Here is a 19,850-nt window from a genome sequence, read left to right on the forward strand (position 1 = left end):
GCCTGAGCTTCCCCCGAACGGCCTACAAGTCCCCGCAACCGCTCTACTCCGCCGCCTCGCTGCCGAGGCGCAGATCAAGGACGCACCACCATGAACGAGAGCACGCAGACCGTCGTCTTCGTGGGTCTGGGCTACATCGGCCTGCCCACCGCCGTCACCCTCGCCAACAGCGGTGTGCGGGTGAAGGGGGTCGACGTCAACGAGTCCGTCGTCGAGCGGATCTCCCGGGGCGAGGTCACGATCGTCGAGCCGGGGCTCGAGGAGGAGCTCCGGCGGGCAGTGGAATCGGGTCAGCTCACCGCCTCGACCGAGATGCAGCACGGCGACGCCTTCGTGATCGCCGTGCCCACGCCGTTCAAGGACGATCACGTGGGGGACACGTCGTACATCGAGGCTGCCGCTCGGAACATCGCCCCCCTGCTCGAGGGCGACGAGCTCGTGATCCTCGAGTCCACCTCTCCGCCGCAGACCACCCGGCACCTGGGGGAGGTGCTGACCGCCGCGCGGCCGGACCTCACGACCGACCCGGAGGAGGCGCAGCAGGGGCAGAAGAAGCTGATCCACCTGGCCTACTGCCCCGAGCGCATCCTGCCGGGCCGGGCCATGGAGGAGCTCATCTCCAACGACCGCATCATCGGCGGCATGACCCCCGAGGCCGCCAAGCGCGGCAAGGCCGTCTACGAGACCTTCTGCAAGGGCGAGCTGCTCGAGACCGACGACGTCACCGCCGAGATGGCCAAGCTGACCGAGAACTCGTTCCGCGACGTCAACATCGCCTTCGCCAATGAGCTGTCCCTGATCTCGGACCGGCTGGGGATCGACGTGTGGGAGCTCATCGAGCTGGCCAACCACCACCCGCGCGTCAACATCCTCCAGCCGGGCCCGGGCGTGGGCGGGCACTGCATCGCCGTGGACCCCTGGTTCATCGTCTCCTCGGACCGGGAGAACTCGAACCTCATCCGCACGGCGCGCGAGGTCAACGACGGCAAGCCGGAGTGGGTCATCGGCAAGGTGCGCGAGGCCCTGGCCCACCGCTCCGATCCCGTGGTCGCCGCGCTCGGCCTGGCCTTCAAGGCCAATATCGACGATCTGCGCGAGTCCCCGGCGCTGAACATCACCAGGGATCTGGCCGAGGCGCTGCCGGAGGCCTCCGTGCTGGCGGTGGAGCCCAATGTCTCGGAGCTGCCCCAGGCGCTCGCGGGGCTGTCCAACGTGGAGCTGGTCGAGTACCAGGACGCCATCGAGCGCGCCGATGTGGTCCTGGTGCTCGTGGACCACGACGAGTTCAAGAGCGTCCCCGCCACGGCGCTGGCCGGCAAGACGGTGGTCGACACCAAGGGGCTGTGGCGCTGAGCCGCCCCCGGTGAACGACCGGCCGGCCGAGCCGCTTCGCGCCGAGGCGGCCCGGTCGGCATCTCCCCGGCCCACGACGAGAGGATTCCACGGTGCACGATGACGAGCGCCGCCGCCGCGGACAGGCGCGCCGGCTCCTGACGCAGGACGTCCCGCGGGATCCCGAGGGGGTCGTCGAGCAGCTCGAGACCCAGCGGACCGCCCTCCACGAGCTGCGCTCGCGGGTCCGCACCGCCGAGGCGACCGCGAAGACGGCCGGCGCCAGAGCAGGAGGGCTGGCCCGGGAGCTCAAGGAGGCCCGGGAGGAGATCGAGCGGCTGCGCGCGGCCGAGCGCGAGCGGACGGCCGCCGAGCCGACCGTGCCAGGGGCCGAGTCCGAGGTCGCCGCCGGGCCTGCCGCTGCCGGGCCTGCCGCTGCCGGGACTGCCGCCGCGTCGGCCGGGGCCGAAGCCCGGGCTGAGGATCCGGCCGAGGCCCGGGGCGTCGCCGCCGAGGCGAAGGCGGCCGAGCAGCCGGACCCGCAGTCCGCGGGGGACGCCGCCGGCGCGGATCCGAAGGCCTCGGAGCTGAGCCTCGAGCGGCTCGAGGACGAGCTGGAGCAGGAGCCGACGCCGGGGCGCCTGGCGGCCTGCCTCAACCGGCTCTGGTACGCCCACGGCGCCATGGACCGGGCCGCGGAGCTCATCGCGGGCCATGCCGGGCTGATCCCGGAGATGGCGCCCAAGCAGCGGGAGCTCGTCGAGAGGATCCGCGGGACGGCGCACCTCGAGACGATCCTCGATCGGATCGTGCCGGCCCGCAGCGCAGGAGCGGCCTATCTCCCGGAGCGCGACCGGATCATGTACTGCGCGTACTCGACCCCGGCCTTCCACTCCAACGGCTACAGCGTGCGCACCCGCGGCGTCGTCTCCGGGCTGCGCCAGGCCGGCGCCGACGTCTTCGTCGCGGCTCGTTCGGGCTACCCCTGGGACCTCAAGCGGGTCGAATCCAAGCCGGCCCGCCGGCGCCGCCACAGCACCCGGATCGACGGCGTCGAGTACGTGCACCGGCCCGAGGGCGATGCGACCGCGATGCGCGTGGACGACTACGTCCAGGTGGCCGCGGACAGCTACGTCCGCGAGGCGCGCCTGCGCAGGCCGTCGCTGATCCATGCCGCCTCCAACTTCCTGAGCGCGCTGCCCGCCCTGATCGCCGCCCGGCGGCTGGGGCTGCCGTTCGTCTACGAGGTGCGGGGGCTGTGGGAGGTCACCGAGGCATCCGCCAAGGAGGGCTGGGCCGACTCGGAGCGCTATGCCTGGCAGGCCCGCATGGAGGCCTTCGTCGCGGCAGAGGCCGACGCCGTGCTGGCCATCACCCAGGAGACCAAGGACGAGCTGGTCCGCCGCGGCGTGCCCGCCGATCGCATCCGGCTGCTGCCCAACGGCGTGGACACGGCCTCCTTCCTGCCGATCCCGCGGGACGACGGATACGCCAAGACCCACGGCATCACGGCCGACGCGCCGGTGATCGGCTTCGCGGGCTCCTTTGTGGCATACGAGGGCCTCGAGCTGCTGCTCCAGGCCGCCAACATCCTGCGCGGGCGCAAGGTGCCCTTCCAGATCGCCCTGGCCGGCAGCGGCGGCGTCTACCCCGAGCTGAAGGCGCTCAAGGAGCGGTACCGGCTCGGATCCCGCGTCCGCTTCGTCGGCCGCCTGCCGGCGGAGGAGATCCCGCGCTTCCTCTCCGCCGTGGACATCGTGGCCTGCCCCCGGCTCTCGCTGCCGGTCACGGAGATGGTCTCTCCGCTCAAGCCTCTCGAGGCCTATGCCGCCTCCAAGCCGACCGTCCTCTCCGACGTCTCCCCGCACCGCGTCCTGGCCGGGGAGGACCTCGAGCGCGGGCTGCTGTTCGAGCCGGGGAATCCGAAGTCCCTGGCCAACGCCCTCCAGGCGCTGGTCGAGGACCCCGAGCTGCGCACGGCCAAGGGCCGGGCCGGCCGGCTGTGGGCGGTCGACGAGCGGCAGTGGCCGCTGCTGGGCCGGCGGCTCCTGCAGGTCCACCGCGAGGCGGCCGAGGCGCACCGGACGGCCGCCGCCGAGGGGCGGCCGGTCTCGCAGCTGCGCATCGGGCTGATCGCGGACGAGTTCACGACCAAGACCCTGCAGCGCGCGGCCCGGATCGTCGTGCTCGAGCGCGACGGATTCGAGGTCCAGCTGCGGGAGGCGGACCTGGACCTGGTGTTCATCGAATCCGCGTGGAACGGCAACGACGGCCAGTGGCATCGCGGCGTCGGCTGGTACTCCGAGGAGGAGGACGAGCCCATGGCGCGGCTGCTGGAGCAGTGCCGCGGCCTGGGCATCCCGACCGTGTTCTGGAACAAGGAGGACCCGGTCCACATCGACCGGTTCCGCCGCACCGGTGCCCGGGCCGATCACGCGTTCACGACCGATGCCGACATGATCGGGGCATATCTGCGCGAGGCCCACGAGCTCGCCGGGGCGGGGGCTGCAACGGCCTCGTCGTCGTCGTTCTACGCCGATCCGGCGGTGCACAACCCGCTGCCGAGCGCCCGCCCTTACGAGGACTCGATCGCCTACGCGGGCACGTTCTACGGGGAGCGCTATGCCCAGCGCTCCCAGCAGCTCGAGCAGCTGCTCCGGGCGGCGCGGACCGCCGCGGACGGGGACCTGGTGATCTACGACCGCCAGCTCGCGGTGCCCGACTCGCCGTACCGCTTCCCCCCGGAGTTCGCCGGCGCGGTGCGCGGTGCGCTGCCCTATGACGAGGTGCTGGACAGCTACAAGTCCCACATCGCGAACCTGAACGTGAACTCGGTCTCCGAATCGCCCACGATGTTCTCGCGGCGCGTCGTGGAGATCGCCGCCAGCGGAGGCCTCGTCATGTCCGCGTGGTCGCGCGGGCTGACCGAGACCTTCGACGGGCTCATCCCCAACACCAGCAATGAGCTCTACTGGAAGGCGTACCTCCGCGCGTGGGCCCACGACCCGGAGGAGCACCTGGGCGAGGCCTGGCTGCAGATGCGCACGGTCCTGCGCAGCCACACCGTGGAGACGGCGCTGATCCTCATGGCGCGCACCGCGGGGATCGCGGTCCGCGGCCTGCGGCTGCCGTCCTGGGGCTGCGATCTGCGCGCGGAGGACGCCGACCGGGTGATCGGCCAGTCCGTCCCGCCGCAGGCGGTCCGGGCCGCCGGAGCGACGCAGGAGCAGCTCGATCGCGCCCGTGACCTGGGGATCGCCGTGCTCGATGCGGCCGACCCGCTGCCGTCGGACCTCGAGTGGTGGGCCGAGCTCCCGTTCGTCTTCGCCCGGACCTGGGCCGAGGACCTCCTGTGGTCGACCCGCTGGGGCGGCTGGGACATCCTGGCGTCCCGATACCGGGACGCGGCGCCGGGCGACGGTCGGATCCCGGCCCGGCCGGGCCCGATCCCCGAGGACGCGAACGGCCGTCTCAGCCGGCTCGACGCCGCAGGCTCAGCGGAGGCCCCGGAGGCGCTGGTCCTAACGCTGCCGCGGCCCGCCGAGGACCGGGAGAGGGCCCGGTCTGCGGCCGCCGCGCGGACCTCCTCGCAGGAGCCGGCCGATCCGGCGGCCGCCGGCCGCATCCTGGTGGCCGGGCACGATCTGAAGTTCGCCCGCTCCTGGATCGAGCACCTGACGGCCGGGGGCGCCGAGGTGCTGCTCGACGAATGGGAGAACCACGCGGAGCACGACGAGCAGCGCTCGCTCGAGCTGCTCTCCCGGGCGGACACCGTGTTCTGCGAGTGGGGGCTCGGCAATGCCGTGTGGTACTCCCAGCACGTGCGCCCCGATCAGCGCCTGGTCGTGCGCGTCCACGCGCAGGAGCTGCGCCGCCCGTACCTGAGACGGATTCGGCATGCCGCTGTGGACCAGTACGTCTTCGTCGGCGAGCTCATGCGCGATGCCGCCGTGCGCAGCCACGGCGTGCCCCGCGGCAGGACCCGGGTGGTCCCCAACATCGTGCGCGCGGACGAGCTGCGCCGGCCCAAGACCGAGGCCGCCGAGACCACGGTGGGCCTGGTGGGCATCGTCCCCCAGGTCAAGCGGCTGGATCGTGCGGTGACGGTCATCGAGGACCTGGCCTCCCGGGATCCACGATGGACGCTGCGCGTGAAGGGGCGGCGGCCCGAGGACTACGCCTGGATGCTGCGCCGCGAGGACGAGATGGCCTGGTACGACGAGTGCTATCGACGCATCGAGGAGCTCAACCGGCGCGTCGGCCGCGAGGCGGTCGTATTCGATCCCCACGGCGACGACATGCCCGAGTGGTTCCGCGGCGTCGGCTACGCGCTGTCCGTGAGCGACCTCGAGTCCTTCCACCTCACGCTGCCGGACGGCGCCGCCTCCGGGGCCGTGCCGGTCTCGCTGGCCTGGCCCGGCGCGGATCGCATCTACCCTCGGGAGTGGCTCACCGCGGACCTCGGCGGCCTCGCCGACCGGATACGGGAGCTGCAGGACGACGACCAGGCGCGGGACGCGCTGGTGGGCAGGGCGGCGGAGTTCGTGCTCGGCCGCATGGACGAGGCCGTGGTGCATGCCGAGCTGGATCGGGTCCTGGTCGGCGAGAAGGAGAGCGCGCAGTGACGGACGGGCAGGACGGCGGCGGCTCGATGCCGCAGGAGGAGGTGCGCGTGCTCCAGGAGCTGCTCAGCGAGCAGGCCCGCGAGGTGGACGCGCTGGCCAAGGAGCTGGCTGCGAGCTACAAGAAGGAGATCGCCTTCTTCGGCAACCTCGAGCAGCGCGATCAGGCCGCCCGGCAGGCGGAGCTGCGCTGGCAGAAGAAGGTCTGGTGGCTGGAGTCCGAATGGCGCCGCGCCGGGGAATCGCTGCAGGAGGCCCAGACCGCCGAGAAGCGCGGACTGAAGAAGATCTGGTGGCTGGAAGCCGAGTGGCGGCGTCGGGGCGATGCCCTGCAGGCCGCCCGGGATGAGCTGGAGGCCGCCGGCGCGCAGCGGGATGCCGCCTGCTCGGAGCGGGATGCCGCGCGATCCGAGCTGGACGCGGTGCGCGCGGAGCTCGAGACCGCCAGGGCGCAGCGGGATGCCCTGCGCGACTCCGTGACCGGCAGGGCGCAGCGCGCGTACTGGACGGCCCGCAAGCGACTCCGACGTCAGGGGAGGGCCTCATGAACCGCGAACAGGTCCAGCTGCGGATCGCGAATGTGCGGCAGCGCCTCGACGAGCTCGAGGAGCAGAGGCTCCAGGCGGGAAGGAACCGCCACTGGTACCGGTCGGAGTCCTTCGCGCGGGCCCTCCAGCGGGGGGACGCGGATGCCCTGCGGCCGGCCGGCACCGATGAGCAGTGGGCGGCCGCCATGGACCGAGCGCTGCGCCGGGATCTCGTCCAGGAGCTGCAGGAGCAGGCCGCGGGCCTTCCGGAGCACCTGGGCAGCCGGTCGCTGCGCCCGCATCCGGTGCGGGTCGCGATGATCGCCGACGAGTTCCTCTACGACTCCCTGCGCGACACCGCGCAGGTCACCTACCTCCGCCCGGAGACCTTCCGGGAGGTCGCACGGGAGGCGGACCTGCTGCTCATCGCCTCCACGTGGCGCGGCCTGGACGACGAGTGGATCGGCGCCTCGTCTCCGGACGGCCTGGTGCGCACCGAGGTCATCCCGGCCTTCCGGGAGGCCGGTGTGCCCGTGGCCTTCTACTCCAAGGAGGACCCGCCGAACTACGTCAGGTTCCGCGGGCTCGCCCAGGAGGCGGACTTCATCTTCACCTCGGCGGAGGAGGTCGTCGCGGACTACGTCCGGGACTGCCCGCGAGCGCAGGCCGTGCGCGCTCTCACCTTCGGGGTGAACCCGCTGGTCCACAACCCGATCGGCTCCCGGCGGCACCGTCGCGGCGAGGTGCTCTTCGCGGGGTCCTGGCTCGAGCACAAGTACCCCCAGCGCAAGCGCGCGGCCCGGCGGATCTTCGACGGCGTGGTCGAGGCCGGGAGGGACCTGCTGATCCTCGATCGCAACTCCACGCTGGGGAACCCCCGGCACTTCTTCCCGCAGGAGTTCTTCGAATTCATCGGGCCGGGTGTCCCGCATGCGGACCTGATGCGGATCCAGCGCATGGTGGATGTGCAGATCAATCTGAACTCCGTGGCGAACTCCACCACGATGTTCGCCAATCGCGCCGTGGAGCTGCAGGCCATGGGAGCCGCGGTGATCTCCAACTACAGCCGCGCGCTCAACAATCTGTTCCCCGGCATCCTGATCGCGGACTCGCGCTTCGAGACCGCGGCCATGCTCGAGCAGCTGCAGGGCGAGGATCTCTATCGGCTCCAGGCCCAGGGGATCCACCATGTCTTCTGGGAGCACACCTCGCATCAGCGGATGGGCGAGCTCCTGGAGACCATCGGGCTGCCCACGACGGCGACCCATGGGCGCGCCGTGCTGGTCGCGGACGAGATCACCGACGCCGTGCGGCAGACGGCCGCCGCCCAGTCCGTGCCGGTCGAGCTGATGTCCGCGCAGCAGCTGCGCGAGGCCCGCTCCGCGGAGGATCTGCAGCGGACCGTGCTCCTCCCGGTGCGCGCGGACTACCGCTACCACCACGACTACGCGCGCTCGCAGGCGGCGGCGTTCGCCTACGCGGACGTCGACTTCACCGCCAAGAACGGTCTCGAGACGGCGACGGGGGCCGGGTCGCAGGACGACTTCGAGCGCATCGACCGCGCCGCGGACCCGCACCGCAGCGCCTTGTGGGCCGATTCGGAGACGGCACGGCGATGGACCGAGACCGGCGTCGTGGCGGGCAGCGGCCTCGGCCTCGATCCGTTCGGGGTGCTGACCGGCCCGGAGCAGATCACCCTGCGGGGGGCCGCCGGGCCCGAGCAGCCGCTGCTCACCGTCGTGGTGCCGGTCTACAACAACGGCCGGCACCTGGAGGGCAAGTGCTTCCGCTCTCTGCAGCGGTCCTCGATCTTCGAGCGGATGGAGGTCCTGCTCGTCGACGACGGCTCGACCGACGGGATCACGCCCCAGGTGATCCGGGATCTGGAGCGGCGCTTCCCCCAGGTCCGGACCCACTTCAACCCCGCGGGGGGCTCGGGCAGCGCATCCCGACCGCGCAATCAGGGCCTCGAGCTGGCGCGGGCGCCGTACGTGACCTATCTGGATCCGGACAACGAGGCCGTGAACGACGGCTATGCGCGGCTGCTCGAGATGGTGCGATCCGCGGATCTCGACTTCGCGATCGGCGACATGCTCAAGTTCTCCTACACCGCTCGCTACGTGAACAACGCCCGGATCCTCGACGAGGTGCTGGTGCCGGACGAGGAGGCCGGCGGCCGGATGGTTCCGGACGGCGCCATCGCGAGCATCGACTTCCAGCCCATGAGCATCCAGGCGCTCGTGGCGGACACCGCCTGGCTGCGCTCGACCGGCATCGAGCAGCCCGTGGGCGCTCTGGGGCAGGACTCCCTGGCCTTCCAGGAGATGCTCCACGCCGCGCGGCGCATCGACACGGTCCAGCTGCCGATCCACGTCTACTACGGCGCCGTGGCCAATTCGATGGTCAACACCGTCTCGCCCGGCTTCTACCGGAAGTACCTGCCGCTCGAGGAGGCCCGGGGCCGATGGCTGCGGGAGAACGGGCTGATGGACGAGTACATCGCCCGGCGTGCGCGTCCCTTCCTGAGCGGATGGCTCGTGGGCAAGTACAACACCGCCGTCGCGCCCGAGGACCGCGAGGAGTGCTTCGGCCTCCTGCAGCAGCTGGGCGCCTTCTACGGCATCGAGCTGGAGCCGGTGGACCCCGAGTCCCCGGACAGCGACATCCAGCTGGTCCCGCTCGAGACCTCGGAGGACGACGAGCCCGGCCCGGCGGCCGTCTCCGGATCTGAGGAGCCGATGCACCAGGACAGGACGGAGGTGAGGACCGATGGCTGATCTCGAGGCCGCCGCCCGCCAGGCGCTGGGCAAGCACTTCGTCCCCGGACCGGATGAGGAGCGGCAGGTCGAAGACCTGCTCCAGGGCAGGCTCACGCTTCCGCCGCATCGCACCTGGGACCTGCCCGAGGACCCCACCTGGAGCGAGGACCCGTTCCAGGACAACAACTGGCAGTTCCAGTTCCACATGCTGCGGTGGCTCGACCCGCTGCGCCGCGCCGCCCAGGGCGGCGATGACCGGGCGGCCCAGGTGTGGGAGCACTACGCCCGCTCCTGGGTCGCGTCGAATCCGCCCGGGGCGAGCGCCTCGCGCTGGGCCTGGGTCGACATGGCCGACGGCATCCGGGCGCTGGAGCTCTGCCACGGCCTGGCCGTCGTGGGGGAGCAGGACTGGCTGATCCGCAGCCTCGAGCAGCACCGCGACTGGCTCGACGACCCCGCGCATCTGAGGGCGGGCAATCACGGGCTGCACCAGATGATCGGCCTGTTCGTCGTCTCCTCGGTCCTGGCGGACCGGCGGGCCCAGGAGCGCGCCGTCGAGCTGCTCGGGACCCGGCTGCGAGAGTCCTGGGACGAGCAGGGGGTCAACGAGGAAGGGGCCCTGGCCTATCACCGGATGAACTATCTCTGGTGGCAGGAGGCCCTGACCTGGCTCGATCTCGAGGGGATCCGCCGCCCCGACGGCGCGCAGCGCATCGACCTGGCACCCGAGGTGATGGCCCACGCGACGTCGCCGCTGGGCCGGCTGGCGCGGATCGGGGACACGAACGGCGCCGCGATCGGGGACATCCGGCATCCGCTGGCCGCCTTCGTGACCTCCCAGGGGAGGCAGGGCCGCTCGCCCGAGAGCACGGCGGCCGTCTACGACCGCGGCTACGCCTTCGTGCGCAGCGGCTGGGGGGAGCACCGCCCCTTCGACCAGGAGACGTTCCTCGCGGCGGTCTTCGGCGCCCAGGACAAGATCCACGGCCACACCGACGGCGGGAGCCTCACCGTGTGCGCCGGCGGCGTGGCCTGGATCCAGGACGGGGGGCGGCACTACTACGGCCGCGACGCCACGCAGTCCTATCTCGTCTCCCGCGGCGCCCACTCGCTCGTGACCCTCCCGGGGCGCACGTCGCGCCGGTCGGTGCCGGTCGAGCTGGTGCGCAGCGAGGACACGGCCGCCGCCGTCGATCTCCTGCTGCGGGACCGCAGCTACGACGGCGTCGAGATCACCCGGCGGATCGTCTACCTCAAGCACTGGGACCTCACAGCGGTGCTCGACCGCGTCGTGTCCGAGGAGCCGGTGGCCGCGGAGCAGCGCTGGCACTGCGGCCGCGGCGTCGAGGCCACGAGCCTGAGCATCGGCTTCGCGCTGAAGCACCAGGGCTCGAGCTTCCACATCGCCGGGCTCCGGGACCGGCAGCGGCGGGACGTCCGTCGGGGCCAGGAGGACCCCATGCTCGGCTGGTCGGCCACCGGCTGGCGCCGTCGGGCTCCGGTGGACGTCGCCTCGTTCCACGACGAAGGCTCCGATCTGCGCTTCGACACCGTGCTCGGGACCTGGACCCCCATGGCCGCGGACCTCCTGCGGACGCGGCTGCAGGGGATCGAGGACATCACCGGGCCCCTGGAGGAGATCATCCCCGCGGCCCTGCGGCGGGCGCCGTGGACGGGTGCGCGGACGGCTGCGCCCCTGCCGTCGGGCGAGCCGCTGTCGGCGCAGGCGCTCGTGATGGGCCCCGAGACCCTCAAGGTCCTCGCGGACGGCCCCGGCCGGTACTTCGCCTTCGACCTCTACGACGGCGGGCAGCCGGTCCGCCGCGGTCCGTGGATCATGCGCCGGGAGCACGCCTTCGACCTCACCGGCGTGGATGCCCCCCGCCTGCGGATCCGCAATCGCAGCACTCCGGAGGATCTGCAGGCCGTCGTGATCGAGCAGCAGGACTGGGCGCTGCCGCTGCCGCGCCACGTGCCGCAGCCCGAGCCCGAGCCCGCCGCACCGGAGCCGGCCCCGGTGCGGACCCTCGTGCTCATCGAGACCATGTTCTGCGACTACGAGCAGGATCCCGACGTGCTCGACACCTACTTCGAGCGCTTCCGCCTGTGCCTGCGAGCGCTGCAGCGGCTCGAGGTGCCGCCGGGCGCGGAGATCCTGGTCACGATCTACTTCTCGACGGACAAGCAGGAGCATCTCGAGCGGACGCGGCGGCTGCTCGCCGCCGTCGACCTGCCCGACGGGCTGCGCCTGCGGATCCACGAGTACACCCACCCGGCGGGGGGCTATCCGGGCGACGACCGGATCGACTGGGTCAAGAGCCCGAACAAGCACGCCCCCTTCCGGGACCGGCTCTTCGCCGAGGCCCACCGCGACATCGCCTTCGGGGAGTTCGAGCGCCTGATCCGGATGGCGGTGGACGACGACGACGTCCTGCTGCCGCATCAGGCGCGGAACATGGTCGGCATGGCCGCAGCGGCCGAGGCGGAGTCGCCGGACGTCGATGTGATCGTCATGGGGCCGCTGCGCACCTACGTGGCCTACGTCGACGGCGAGGCAGTCGACGTCGAGGAGGTCGAGATGCGCCGCAGCCTGACGGGGAACAAGGCGTTCGTGATCCGGAACCCGGGGGCCGTCGACTTCTCCGAGCTCTCGCCCTGGTCGGCCCCCGAGCTGATGACGGCGGTCCAGGCCCGGTCGATCCGCGCACGGGGCCAGCAGCTGATGCCCGTGCACGGCAACGAGCCCGGCTTCGTCTACATGCGCTGGGGGCAGAACCTCTCGGCCCACCGGAAGGACTTCCACATCGTGCGGACCCACGGACGGCGCCGGCTGGATGCGCTCGACGAGGTGCTCGAGCTGAGGCCGGAGGCGGAGCCCCCGGGCCTGTCCTTCGACCTGGTGCCCCTCGACCTGCGGCTCACGGCCCGGCGCAGCGGCGGCCAGGTGCGCGTCATCAGCAACTTCGACAAGCTGCGGGCCGCAGCCGGGTACATCTGCTTCCAGGTCTTCCACGACGGGCGTCGGATCGCCGGGACCTCGTACGCGCGCAACGCCTCGGCGCGCTTCGAGGACGTCCCGGACGGCGCGCGGATCCGAGGGTTCGTGAAGTTCGACGGCGAGATCGTCGGCCGGAGCGAGGTGGGGGTCTGATGAGCGGCACCGACCATCCGACGCGGGCTCCGGAGGGTGACGCGGGATCCCCGTGGCGCCAGGAGTCCTCCTACGGGAAGAACGCGGTGCACCGGTGGGGCGACCTCGCCGAGTTCCACGCGGCCGCGCACCGGCCCGACGGGATCCACGTCATCGCGAGCGCCCACGGGGGCCCGTACGAGCTGCTGACGCAGGGCGAGCCCTTCGAGCAGCAGGAGGGCCCCGTGCTCGCGATCTTCTCCGGGGCGGTGGGCAAGCGGGAGGGGCGCCGGCCGCCGTTCCTGTCGGGCCGCAGCCTGGCGCCGGGGCTCGGCCTGCCCCTGATCGCGCTCTCGGACCCGTCGCTGTCCCTGGCCCCGGGGCTGAGCATCGCGTGGTACGCGGGCTCCGAGCACCAGCGGGTGCAGTCCGCGACCGAGGACCTGCTGCGGCCCCTGGCCGAGTCCCCGGGAGCAGACCTCTGGGTCGTCGGCGGCTCCGCCGGGGGCTTCGCCGCACTGGAGGCAGGCCATCGGCTGGGGGAGTCCTGCTCGGTCTTCGTCTGGAACCCCCAGACCGAGATCGCCGAGTACTCCCCGCGGTTCGTGCGGCAGTACGCCGAGGCCGCCTTCCCGTCCTCGCGGCCCGCACTGCGGACACCGCAGTGGAAGACGGGGCTGGGCGAGGCCATGGCCGCCGCCGGCTGCCGCGGCGATCTGACGGCCGATCTGCCGGCGGGCAGCGCCCCGCGACGGATCTTCTACCTCCAGAGCGCCGACGACGACCCGCATGTCCAGCGGCACGCGGTGCCGTACCTGGGCTCCCAGGGGTATCGCCGCCTCGAGCCGGGGATCTGGACCGATGGCACCGAACGGGTCGCCTGGTTCGCCGAGACGGGGAAGGGCCACACCCCGCCGGCCGGGGACCGCATCCACGCGATCCTGGAGCGGCTCACGCGACCCGACCGGGACCCGGTGCTCGATCAGGTCCTGGAGATGGACGCCCAGTCCTTCTTCGACCGATCGCGTCCGTGGACCAGGCCCGACGACCTCCGGCCCGTCCGCGACGAGGTGGCGGGTCTCGTGTCCTGGCGGGTGCGGGGCCACCGCGTCTCCTCGTCCCTGCGCATGCTCCCCGCCGACTACGCGCGTCTGCACTGGAAGGCCGCCGTCCTGGACGCCCGGGACCGGGTGCTGCAGTCGGCGGCCGATCTGAGCACGGCATCGTCGTGGGACTTCGTCCCGGACCCCGCGATGCGCCGGATGCGCGTGGAGCTGGTCGACGGAATGGGCCACCTCCTGGTGCGCCGTCACATCCCCCTGAAGGCGTCGTGAGGACAGAGATGACGAACGTGTACGCGCACATCACCGCGGTGAACGCCGAGCGGGGGAACCTCGGCGACCTGATGGGCTTCCACATCGCCGACGCCGTGCTCGGCGCCGGGTCCTACGATCGGCTGGGCATCCGCTCCAAGGACGCCCTGCCGGCGGGGACGGTGGCGATCGTGGGCTCGCTCATCGCCGCGGTCACGCATGCGCCCTGCCGGGTCGTGGGCGGAGGCCTGATCAACGGCAACCGCCGGGAGTACGGGCCGGGCTTCCGGGCAGACGGCGTGCGGGGCTTCCTGACGCAGGCCGTGCTCGAGCGCGATGCGAAGCAGCGCCCCGAGGTCATCGGAGATCCCGGCCTGCTGCTCGCGGACCTCGAGCCGATGCCCCGTGCGGTCCGCCGCAGGCCGCTGGGCTTCATCGTCCACGCCGTGGACCGGGAGGAGTTCGTGCGCCGCTACCCGGAGCACGAGCAGGACATCGTGGACAACTACGCGACGCGCTCGGAGTTCGTGCATGCCCTGGCGCAGTACCGGGCCATCGCCTCCACCAGCCTGCACGGCTGCATCTTCGCGCACTCCTACGGCGTCCCCGTGGCGCCCTTCGTGCTCACCGACCAGGTCTTCGGCGGCGACTTCAAGTTCCGCGACCACTACTCGGCACTCGGGATCGACATCCGCCGCCGTGCTCTCGAGGGCACCGCCGAGGAGATCCGCGAGGCCGTCCTGGAGACCCCCCAGCCCTCCCGCGAGCAGATCGATCGCCTCACGGCACGGCAGTGGACCGCGATCCGCGCGGCCCTCACCCAGGCATGACCCGCACCACCGCACCCGCCCCACGGAAGGCCGGAATGATCATGTCCCAGCGCACCATCGCAGCCGCCGCCCTCGTGTGCGGCCTCGCCCTCACGGCCTCGGCCTGCGCCTCGAGCGAGCCCGAGGAGAAGGCCGCCTCGCAGTCGCCGCAGGAGGAGGCCACGGCCCTGCCCCCGATCGAGACCCAGGAGGGCAGGATGCCGGATGTGACGGGCCGGGATCTGCACGAGGCCATCCTCGCCCTGCGCGAGGTCGGCCTGCTCTACGAGATGGAGGGGGAGGGCTTCGACGCCGAGGCCGAGGCCCAGAGCACTCGGGACTGGGAGGTCGTCGAGCAGTCCCCGGCGGCCGAGGCGGATGTCGAGCGCCGGGACACGGTCCAGCTGACCGTGGAGCGCCGCGGATGACCGGCGGATCCCGTCACCCGGGGGACGGAAGCACCGGGACCCGCCCGCCGAACGGAGCAGCAGCGCAGGATGGAGCCGAGGACATGGCCATGATCGACACCGCCGGGCCCGTCGATGCCGGCCGCACCCCCGACGGCGCCGCGGTGGCCCTCTGGACCCAGCGGGCGGACGCCGCGGAGATCCAGCCGGGCGGGCTTCGACCGGGGGACGGACCGGGGGCTCAGCCCCGGCTCCACCTCGTCGCCGGTGCGAGCCTGTCGCAGGTCCTCGCGACGGTGCGGCGGCTGCCCGGTGCACCCGCGATCTGGCTGGCCGATGACGCGACGACCGAGGAGCTCGCCGCTCTGCCGCCGAAGCAGCGCGTCGAGGCCCTCGAGGCGCTCGTGCGCGGCGGCTGCCTGCTGGCCGCCTCGACCGAGCAGCTGCGCCGGCTCGCGGGCTGGGCGCCGAAGCTGACCTCCCGGATGCACCTGCGGCCCGATGACTTCGGGACCTGGGCCGACGGCTGGCTGGGCTTCGTCGGCGGCGACGGCCTGCTGACGGTCCTCCACGACACCGCCGGCACCGCCGAGCTGCCCGGAGCGCTCGTCCTGCGGGAGGATCTCCGCACCCTCAGCCCGGCCGACACGCAGCTCGCGTCGTGGCTCCCGGCCGCCGGCGACCGGCGCGACGCCGCCGGGAGGATCGAGCCGCGGCTGGCGGCCTGGTACGCGAACACCGCGGCGGTCGAGCTCCGCGCCGACCTGCTGGTCCTCGACCGGCCGGAGGTCGCCGCCGCGCTCGTCCGCTCGCCGAACCTCAAGGTGTCGCTCGCACTGAGCGTGGGGGCCGGGTGGTTCCAGGACGCCCTCGCCGAGGACCCGGTGTCCGCGCGGCGCGTCGTGCGCAACGTGTCGGCCGGCGAGTGCGTGGTCCTGGCCTCGAGCGAGGCGGAGCGGCTCGCGCTGCAGGAGCAGGGCTTCTCGGGATCGCTCGAGATCGCGGACCTGCGCTCCGCCGACGGCCGCGCCCGGCTGCGGCGCCTGGCCGAGCTCGCGCGCCCGATGACGGAGCTGCCCGCTGCGCGCACCCTGCTCATGGCGGGCCACGACTTCAAGTTCGCCGGCGAGCTCGTGGAGCTGCTGCAGCACGTCGGCGGCCTGCGGATCGAGTTCGACCGGTGGCCGCAGCAGAACCGCCACAGCGTGGAGGACTCGGACGCGCGTCTGGCGGAGGCGGACATCATCTTCTGCGAGTTCGCCTCGCACAATGCGATCTGGTACTCGTGGCACAAGCGCCCGGGGCAGCGCCTCGTCGTGCGCTTCCACGGCTACGAGCTCTTCCAGGACTTCGTGCACGACATCAATCTGGCCGCCGTGGACGTGGTCGTCTTCGTCTCGGAGTTCTACCGGGAGCGCGTGATCGCCGAGCTCGGCTGGCCCCGCGACAAGACCGCGGTCGTGCACAACATGATCGACGTCTTCGACCTGGACCGGCCGAAGCACCCCGATGCCCGCTTCCACCTCGGCATCGCCGGCATCGTGCCGATCCTCAAGCGCCCCGACCGTGCGCTGGACCTGCTGGAGATCCTGCTGGCCTCTGACGACCGGTACGTCCTGCACGTCCGGGGACGCGCGCCCTGGGACTACGGCTGGATGTGGCAGGACCCCGTGGTCCAGGACGCCTACCGGGCGTTCTACGAGCGGCTCGCGGCGGATCCGGAGCTCCTGGCCCACGTGGCCTTCGACGCCTTCGGCGCCGACATGGGCGCCTGGTTCCGCCGGATCGGCTGGATGCTCTCGCCGTCGACGCGCGAGACCTTCCACCTCGCTCCCGTCGAGGGAACGGCCGGCGGCGCGATCCCGGTCGTGTGGCAGCGCGACGGAGCCGCCGAGATCTTCGAGGACGACTGGGTGCACGCGAGCACGCAGGACGCCGCGGCAGCCATCCTGCGGATCAATGCCTCGCAGCGCGGCCATGCCGAGGAGGCCGAGCGGGCCGAGCGCAGCGCTCGCCGCTTCGACGTGACGGCCCTGGCCCCCCGGTGGGCCGAGGTCCTGTTCCCCCAGCACGCGCTCGGTCCCGCCGCGCAACCCCAGGTCGATCCCCGCTTCGACGAGGAGTCGCTGCGGCAGCGCTGGCAGGAGCTGGGCACCCCGGCCGCGCTCGATCGGCTGCTGATCGGTCTGCTGGCCCGGCCGGAGACTCAGGGACGGGCCCTCGAGCTGGCGGACGAGCATCGGGACGAGCTCGGCGCGCTGAGCGCCGGGACGCGGCGCGAGCTCGAGGAGTGCCGCGTGCACCGGCAGCTGCGCGCGGGAGACCTGCTGCGGGCGCCCCGGACCACGGGCAGCGCCTACCTCGCCCGGCCGGGCGAGGTCCTCGTCATCGGGCCGGAGCAGCCCGTCGAGCCCGTGGCGGAGCCCGGGTCCGCAGACGAGCCCGCGACGGATCCCGCGGATGACGCCGGGGAGGCCGCCGGCCTGCTGCGGATCTCGGCCGGACCGGTCGGGGAGGAGCCGCAGCAGGTGGTCGAGGCCTCCGCGCAGCGCTCGGTGCTCGAGCGGATCCAGATCGCGGCCGACGGGCTGACCCGGCGGGCGCGCGTGCTGCGTCCGCAGGCGCTGTGCGTCGACCGCGCCTGCGTCGTCGCCTCCTGGGCGGCCGTGCTGGCCGGTCGCAGGCTCGGCGTGCCCGTGGCCGCCCTGGACGGGACCGGTCTGGAGGGGACAGGCCCGGACGCCTCCGCCGGCGGCGCTGCGGCGGCGCTGGAGTGCCCGGCGGAGCACGAGTTCGACGGCCTCGTGACGGATCCGGCGCAGCTCGACGAGGCGGCGGTGCAGCGGCTGCAGCGCGACTACGACGAGCTGGCCTCGGAGGTCGAGCAGATGCGCCTCGATCAGGTGACGGTCGGCATCATCTCCGACGAGTTCACGGAGCGGACGGTCTCCGAGCGCTGCGCGGTCGTGCACATCCCGCGGCAGGACGCGGATCTCACGGTGGCCGCCCACCGCCTGGACGCCCTGTTCGTGGAATCCGCCTGGTCCGGCCGCGAGAGCGAGTGGTTCCACGGGGTGGCCTACTACAAGGACTCCCGGCACGACATCGAACAGGCCGTCCGGGTGGCGCGCGCCAAGGGCATCCCCGTGATCTTCTGGAACAAGGAGGATCCGGTGCACTTCAGGTCCTTCGCGCCCACTGCGGCGCTGTGCGATGTCGTGTTCACGACCGACGCGGACCGGATCCCCGCCTACCTCGACAACGACACGCAGCATCGCAACCGCGCGGTCGCGTCCATGCCGTTCTTCGCGGAGCCCCGGCTGCATCACCCGCTGCCGGGATCGTGGTCCGAGCGCAGGACCGTCAGCTACGCCGGGACCTACTACGGCGCCCGGTACGCGGAGCGCTCGGCCGAGCTCGACAGGATCCTGTCCGCCGCGCAGCTCCACGGGCTGACGATCTACGACCGCCAGCGCAATCACCCGGGCTCCCCGTACTCCTTCCCGCAGCGCTACGAGGGATCGATCGACGGCGGCCTGTCCTACGACGAGGTGCTCGAGGCCTACAAGGCGCATCCCGTGCACATCAACGTGAACTCGGTGAACGACTCGCCGACCATGTTCTCCCGGAGGGTCGTCGAGATCGCGGCCTCCGGCGCCGTGGTGGTCAGCGGCAGGGGCCGCGGACTGCAGGAGAGCATCCCCGCGGTGCCCGTCAGCGAGGACGCCGACGCCCTGGGCCGGATCATGGGCGAGTGCCTGGGCGACGGCCGGGCCTGGCGGCGCAGGGCCTGGCAGCAGCTGCGTGCGGTGCGGCGGTCGTACCTGTGCCAGCACGCCCTGACCATCATGCTGCGCGCCGCCGGCCTGCCGATCAGCACCGCCCCGGCGCAGCCCTGGACGGCCGTCGTCGAGCGGCTGGACGAGGCCGCGGCCCGGGACCTGCTGCGTCAGACCCATCGACCCGCCGCGGTGCGGGTCGTCGCGGGCGAGGCCGAGGCAGGGGCGCTCGGGTTCCTCGAGGCGGCGGGCATCGGCTGCGTCGAGCAGGTGCGGACCCCGTGGGCCGCGCGGTGGGAGCAGGGCAGGCCCCAGACCTGGGCGGAGGATCTGCTCCACGCCGCGGAGTTCGTCCCGCAGGACGTCACGCGCATCGGCGCCCGCCGCGCAGCGGATGAGGAGCCGGGTCTGATGAGCTGGCGGGAGCCGGGGCTGCCCGTCGCGTTCTTCCGACCCGGGCGGGAGGACGGCCGCGCGATCAGCTGGCTGTTGGACGAGCAGGACGAGCAGGACGAGCAGGGAGGCGTGACCCGTGGCCGATGAGAGCACCCCCGTCGCCGGGCGCGCGGCGACCCCGCCGCCGCCGAACACCGGCCAGTCGACGCTGGGCGCCGTCCTGGGCCTGTCCGGGGACCCGCAGCTGCAGACGCGGCGATGGGTCCACGGGCTGATGACCCCGGGCCTCGCGCGCGATCTGCGGTCCCGGGGGATCGAGGTCTTCCCTGCGGCGCCCGGGCTGGCCGCCGAGTCGATCGGCGTGGTCCCCGCCCGCGCCCTGGTGATCGAGGACGCCGCCCTGGAGACGGGTCCGTGGGCCGGTGCGGGAGATGACACCGCCCCGGAGCTCGCCGAGCAGATCGCCGAGCTGCTGGCGCAGTGCGCAGAGCTGGCGGTGCCCGTGCTCCGGGTCAGCGCGACGGAGGACGGCCTCGGCCCCTGGGACGAGGAGAGCACCCTGGCAGGCGCTCTCGGATCGGCGGTCGTGATCGCGCCGGGCTCGGCGATGTTCGACGGCACCCCGGAGGGGGCGCCCTCGAGCCTGCTCGTGACGGCCCTGCGGGAGCACGTCGCAGCCGCCGTAGGCCCGAGCGCGCCGCAGCCGCAGAGCGACCCCTTCAGCTGAGGGGCTCACCGCAGGGGGCCTCTGTCCGGGGCTCGGCCGACAGGGACCG

At 72.7% G+C, this 19,850-nt stretch carries 10 protein-coding genes; all 10 read left to right on the top strand.

Annotated elements, in window-relative coordinates; genetic code table 11:
* Positions 1-90 precede the first annotated feature (90 nt).
* The 10 genes from wecC to FSY66_RS11245 all read left to right on the top strand — a co-directional run bounded on the left by wecC (position 91) and on the right by FSY66_RS11245 (position 19,801).
* On the top strand, positions 91-1,353 hold the full coding sequence (gene wecC / locus FSY66_RS11200; protein ID WP_144794971.1) for a UDP-N-acetyl-D-mannosamine dehydrogenase: 1,263 nt from the start codon (positions 91-93) through the stop codon (positions 1,351-1,353).
* 92 nt (positions 1,354-1,445) lie between these two features.
* Entirely contained in the window at positions 1,446-5,957 is a 4,512-nt protein-coding gene (locus tag FSY66_RS11205; protein ID WP_144794973.1) for a glycosyltransferase, read from the top strand.
* Positions 5,954-6,502: a hypothetical protein gene (locus FSY66_RS11210; RefSeq protein WP_144794975.1), complete on the top strand. Its 549-nt coding sequence runs from the start codon at positions 5,954-5,956 to the stop codon at positions 6,500-6,502. The genes FSY66_RS11205 and FSY66_RS11210 overlap by 4 nt, the downstream gene beginning before the upstream one ends.
* Positions 6,499-9,258, top strand: coding sequence for a glycosyltransferase (locus FSY66_RS11215; RefSeq protein ID WP_144794977.1), 2,760 nt, complete (start codon positions 6,499-6,501; stop codon positions 9,256-9,258). The genes FSY66_RS11210 and FSY66_RS11215 overlap by 4 nt, the downstream gene beginning before the upstream one ends.
* Positions 9,251-12,391, top strand: a complete 3,141-nt coding sequence (locus FSY66_RS11220) for a heparinase II/III domain-containing protein (RefSeq protein WP_144794979.1) — start codon at positions 9,251-9,253, stop codon at positions 12,389-12,391. The genes FSY66_RS11215 and FSY66_RS11220 overlap by 8 nt, the downstream gene beginning before the upstream one ends.
* Positions 12,391-13,704 carry a hypothetical protein gene (locus tag FSY66_RS11225; RefSeq protein ID WP_144794981.1) on the top strand — a complete coding sequence of 438 codons (1,314 nt, stop codon included), beginning with the start codon at positions 12,391-12,393 and terminating at the stop codon, positions 13,702-13,704. Before FSY66_RS11220 ends, FSY66_RS11225 begins: the two co-directional genes overlap by 1 nt.
* An 8-nt stretch (positions 13,705-13,712) precedes the next feature.
* Positions 13,713-14,513, top strand: a complete 801-nt coding sequence (locus tag FSY66_RS11230; protein WP_144794983.1) for a polysaccharide pyruvyl transferase family protein — start codon at positions 13,713-13,715, stop codon at positions 14,511-14,513.
* Between the two features lie 41 nt (positions 14,514-14,554).
* Positions 14,555-14,920, top strand: coding sequence for a PASTA domain-containing protein (locus FSY66_RS11235; RefSeq protein WP_144794985.1), 366 nt, complete (start codon positions 14,555-14,557; stop codon positions 14,918-14,920).
* Between the two features lie 83 nt (positions 14,921-15,003).
* Entirely contained in the window at positions 15,004-19,221 is a 4,218-nt protein-coding gene (locus tag FSY66_RS11240; protein WP_144794987.1) for a glycosyltransferase family protein, read from the top strand.
* Positions 19,211-19,801, top strand: coding sequence for a hypothetical protein (locus tag FSY66_RS11245; RefSeq protein WP_144794990.1), 591 nt, complete (start codon positions 19,211-19,213; stop codon positions 19,799-19,801). Before FSY66_RS11240 ends, FSY66_RS11245 begins: the two co-directional genes overlap by 11 nt.
* Positions 19,802-19,850 lie beyond the last annotated feature (49 nt).

This window comes from Kocuria palustris, from assembly GCF_007666205.1.
GTDB lineage: Bacteria > Actinomycetota > Actinomycetes > Actinomycetales > Micrococcaceae > Kocuria > Kocuria palustris_A.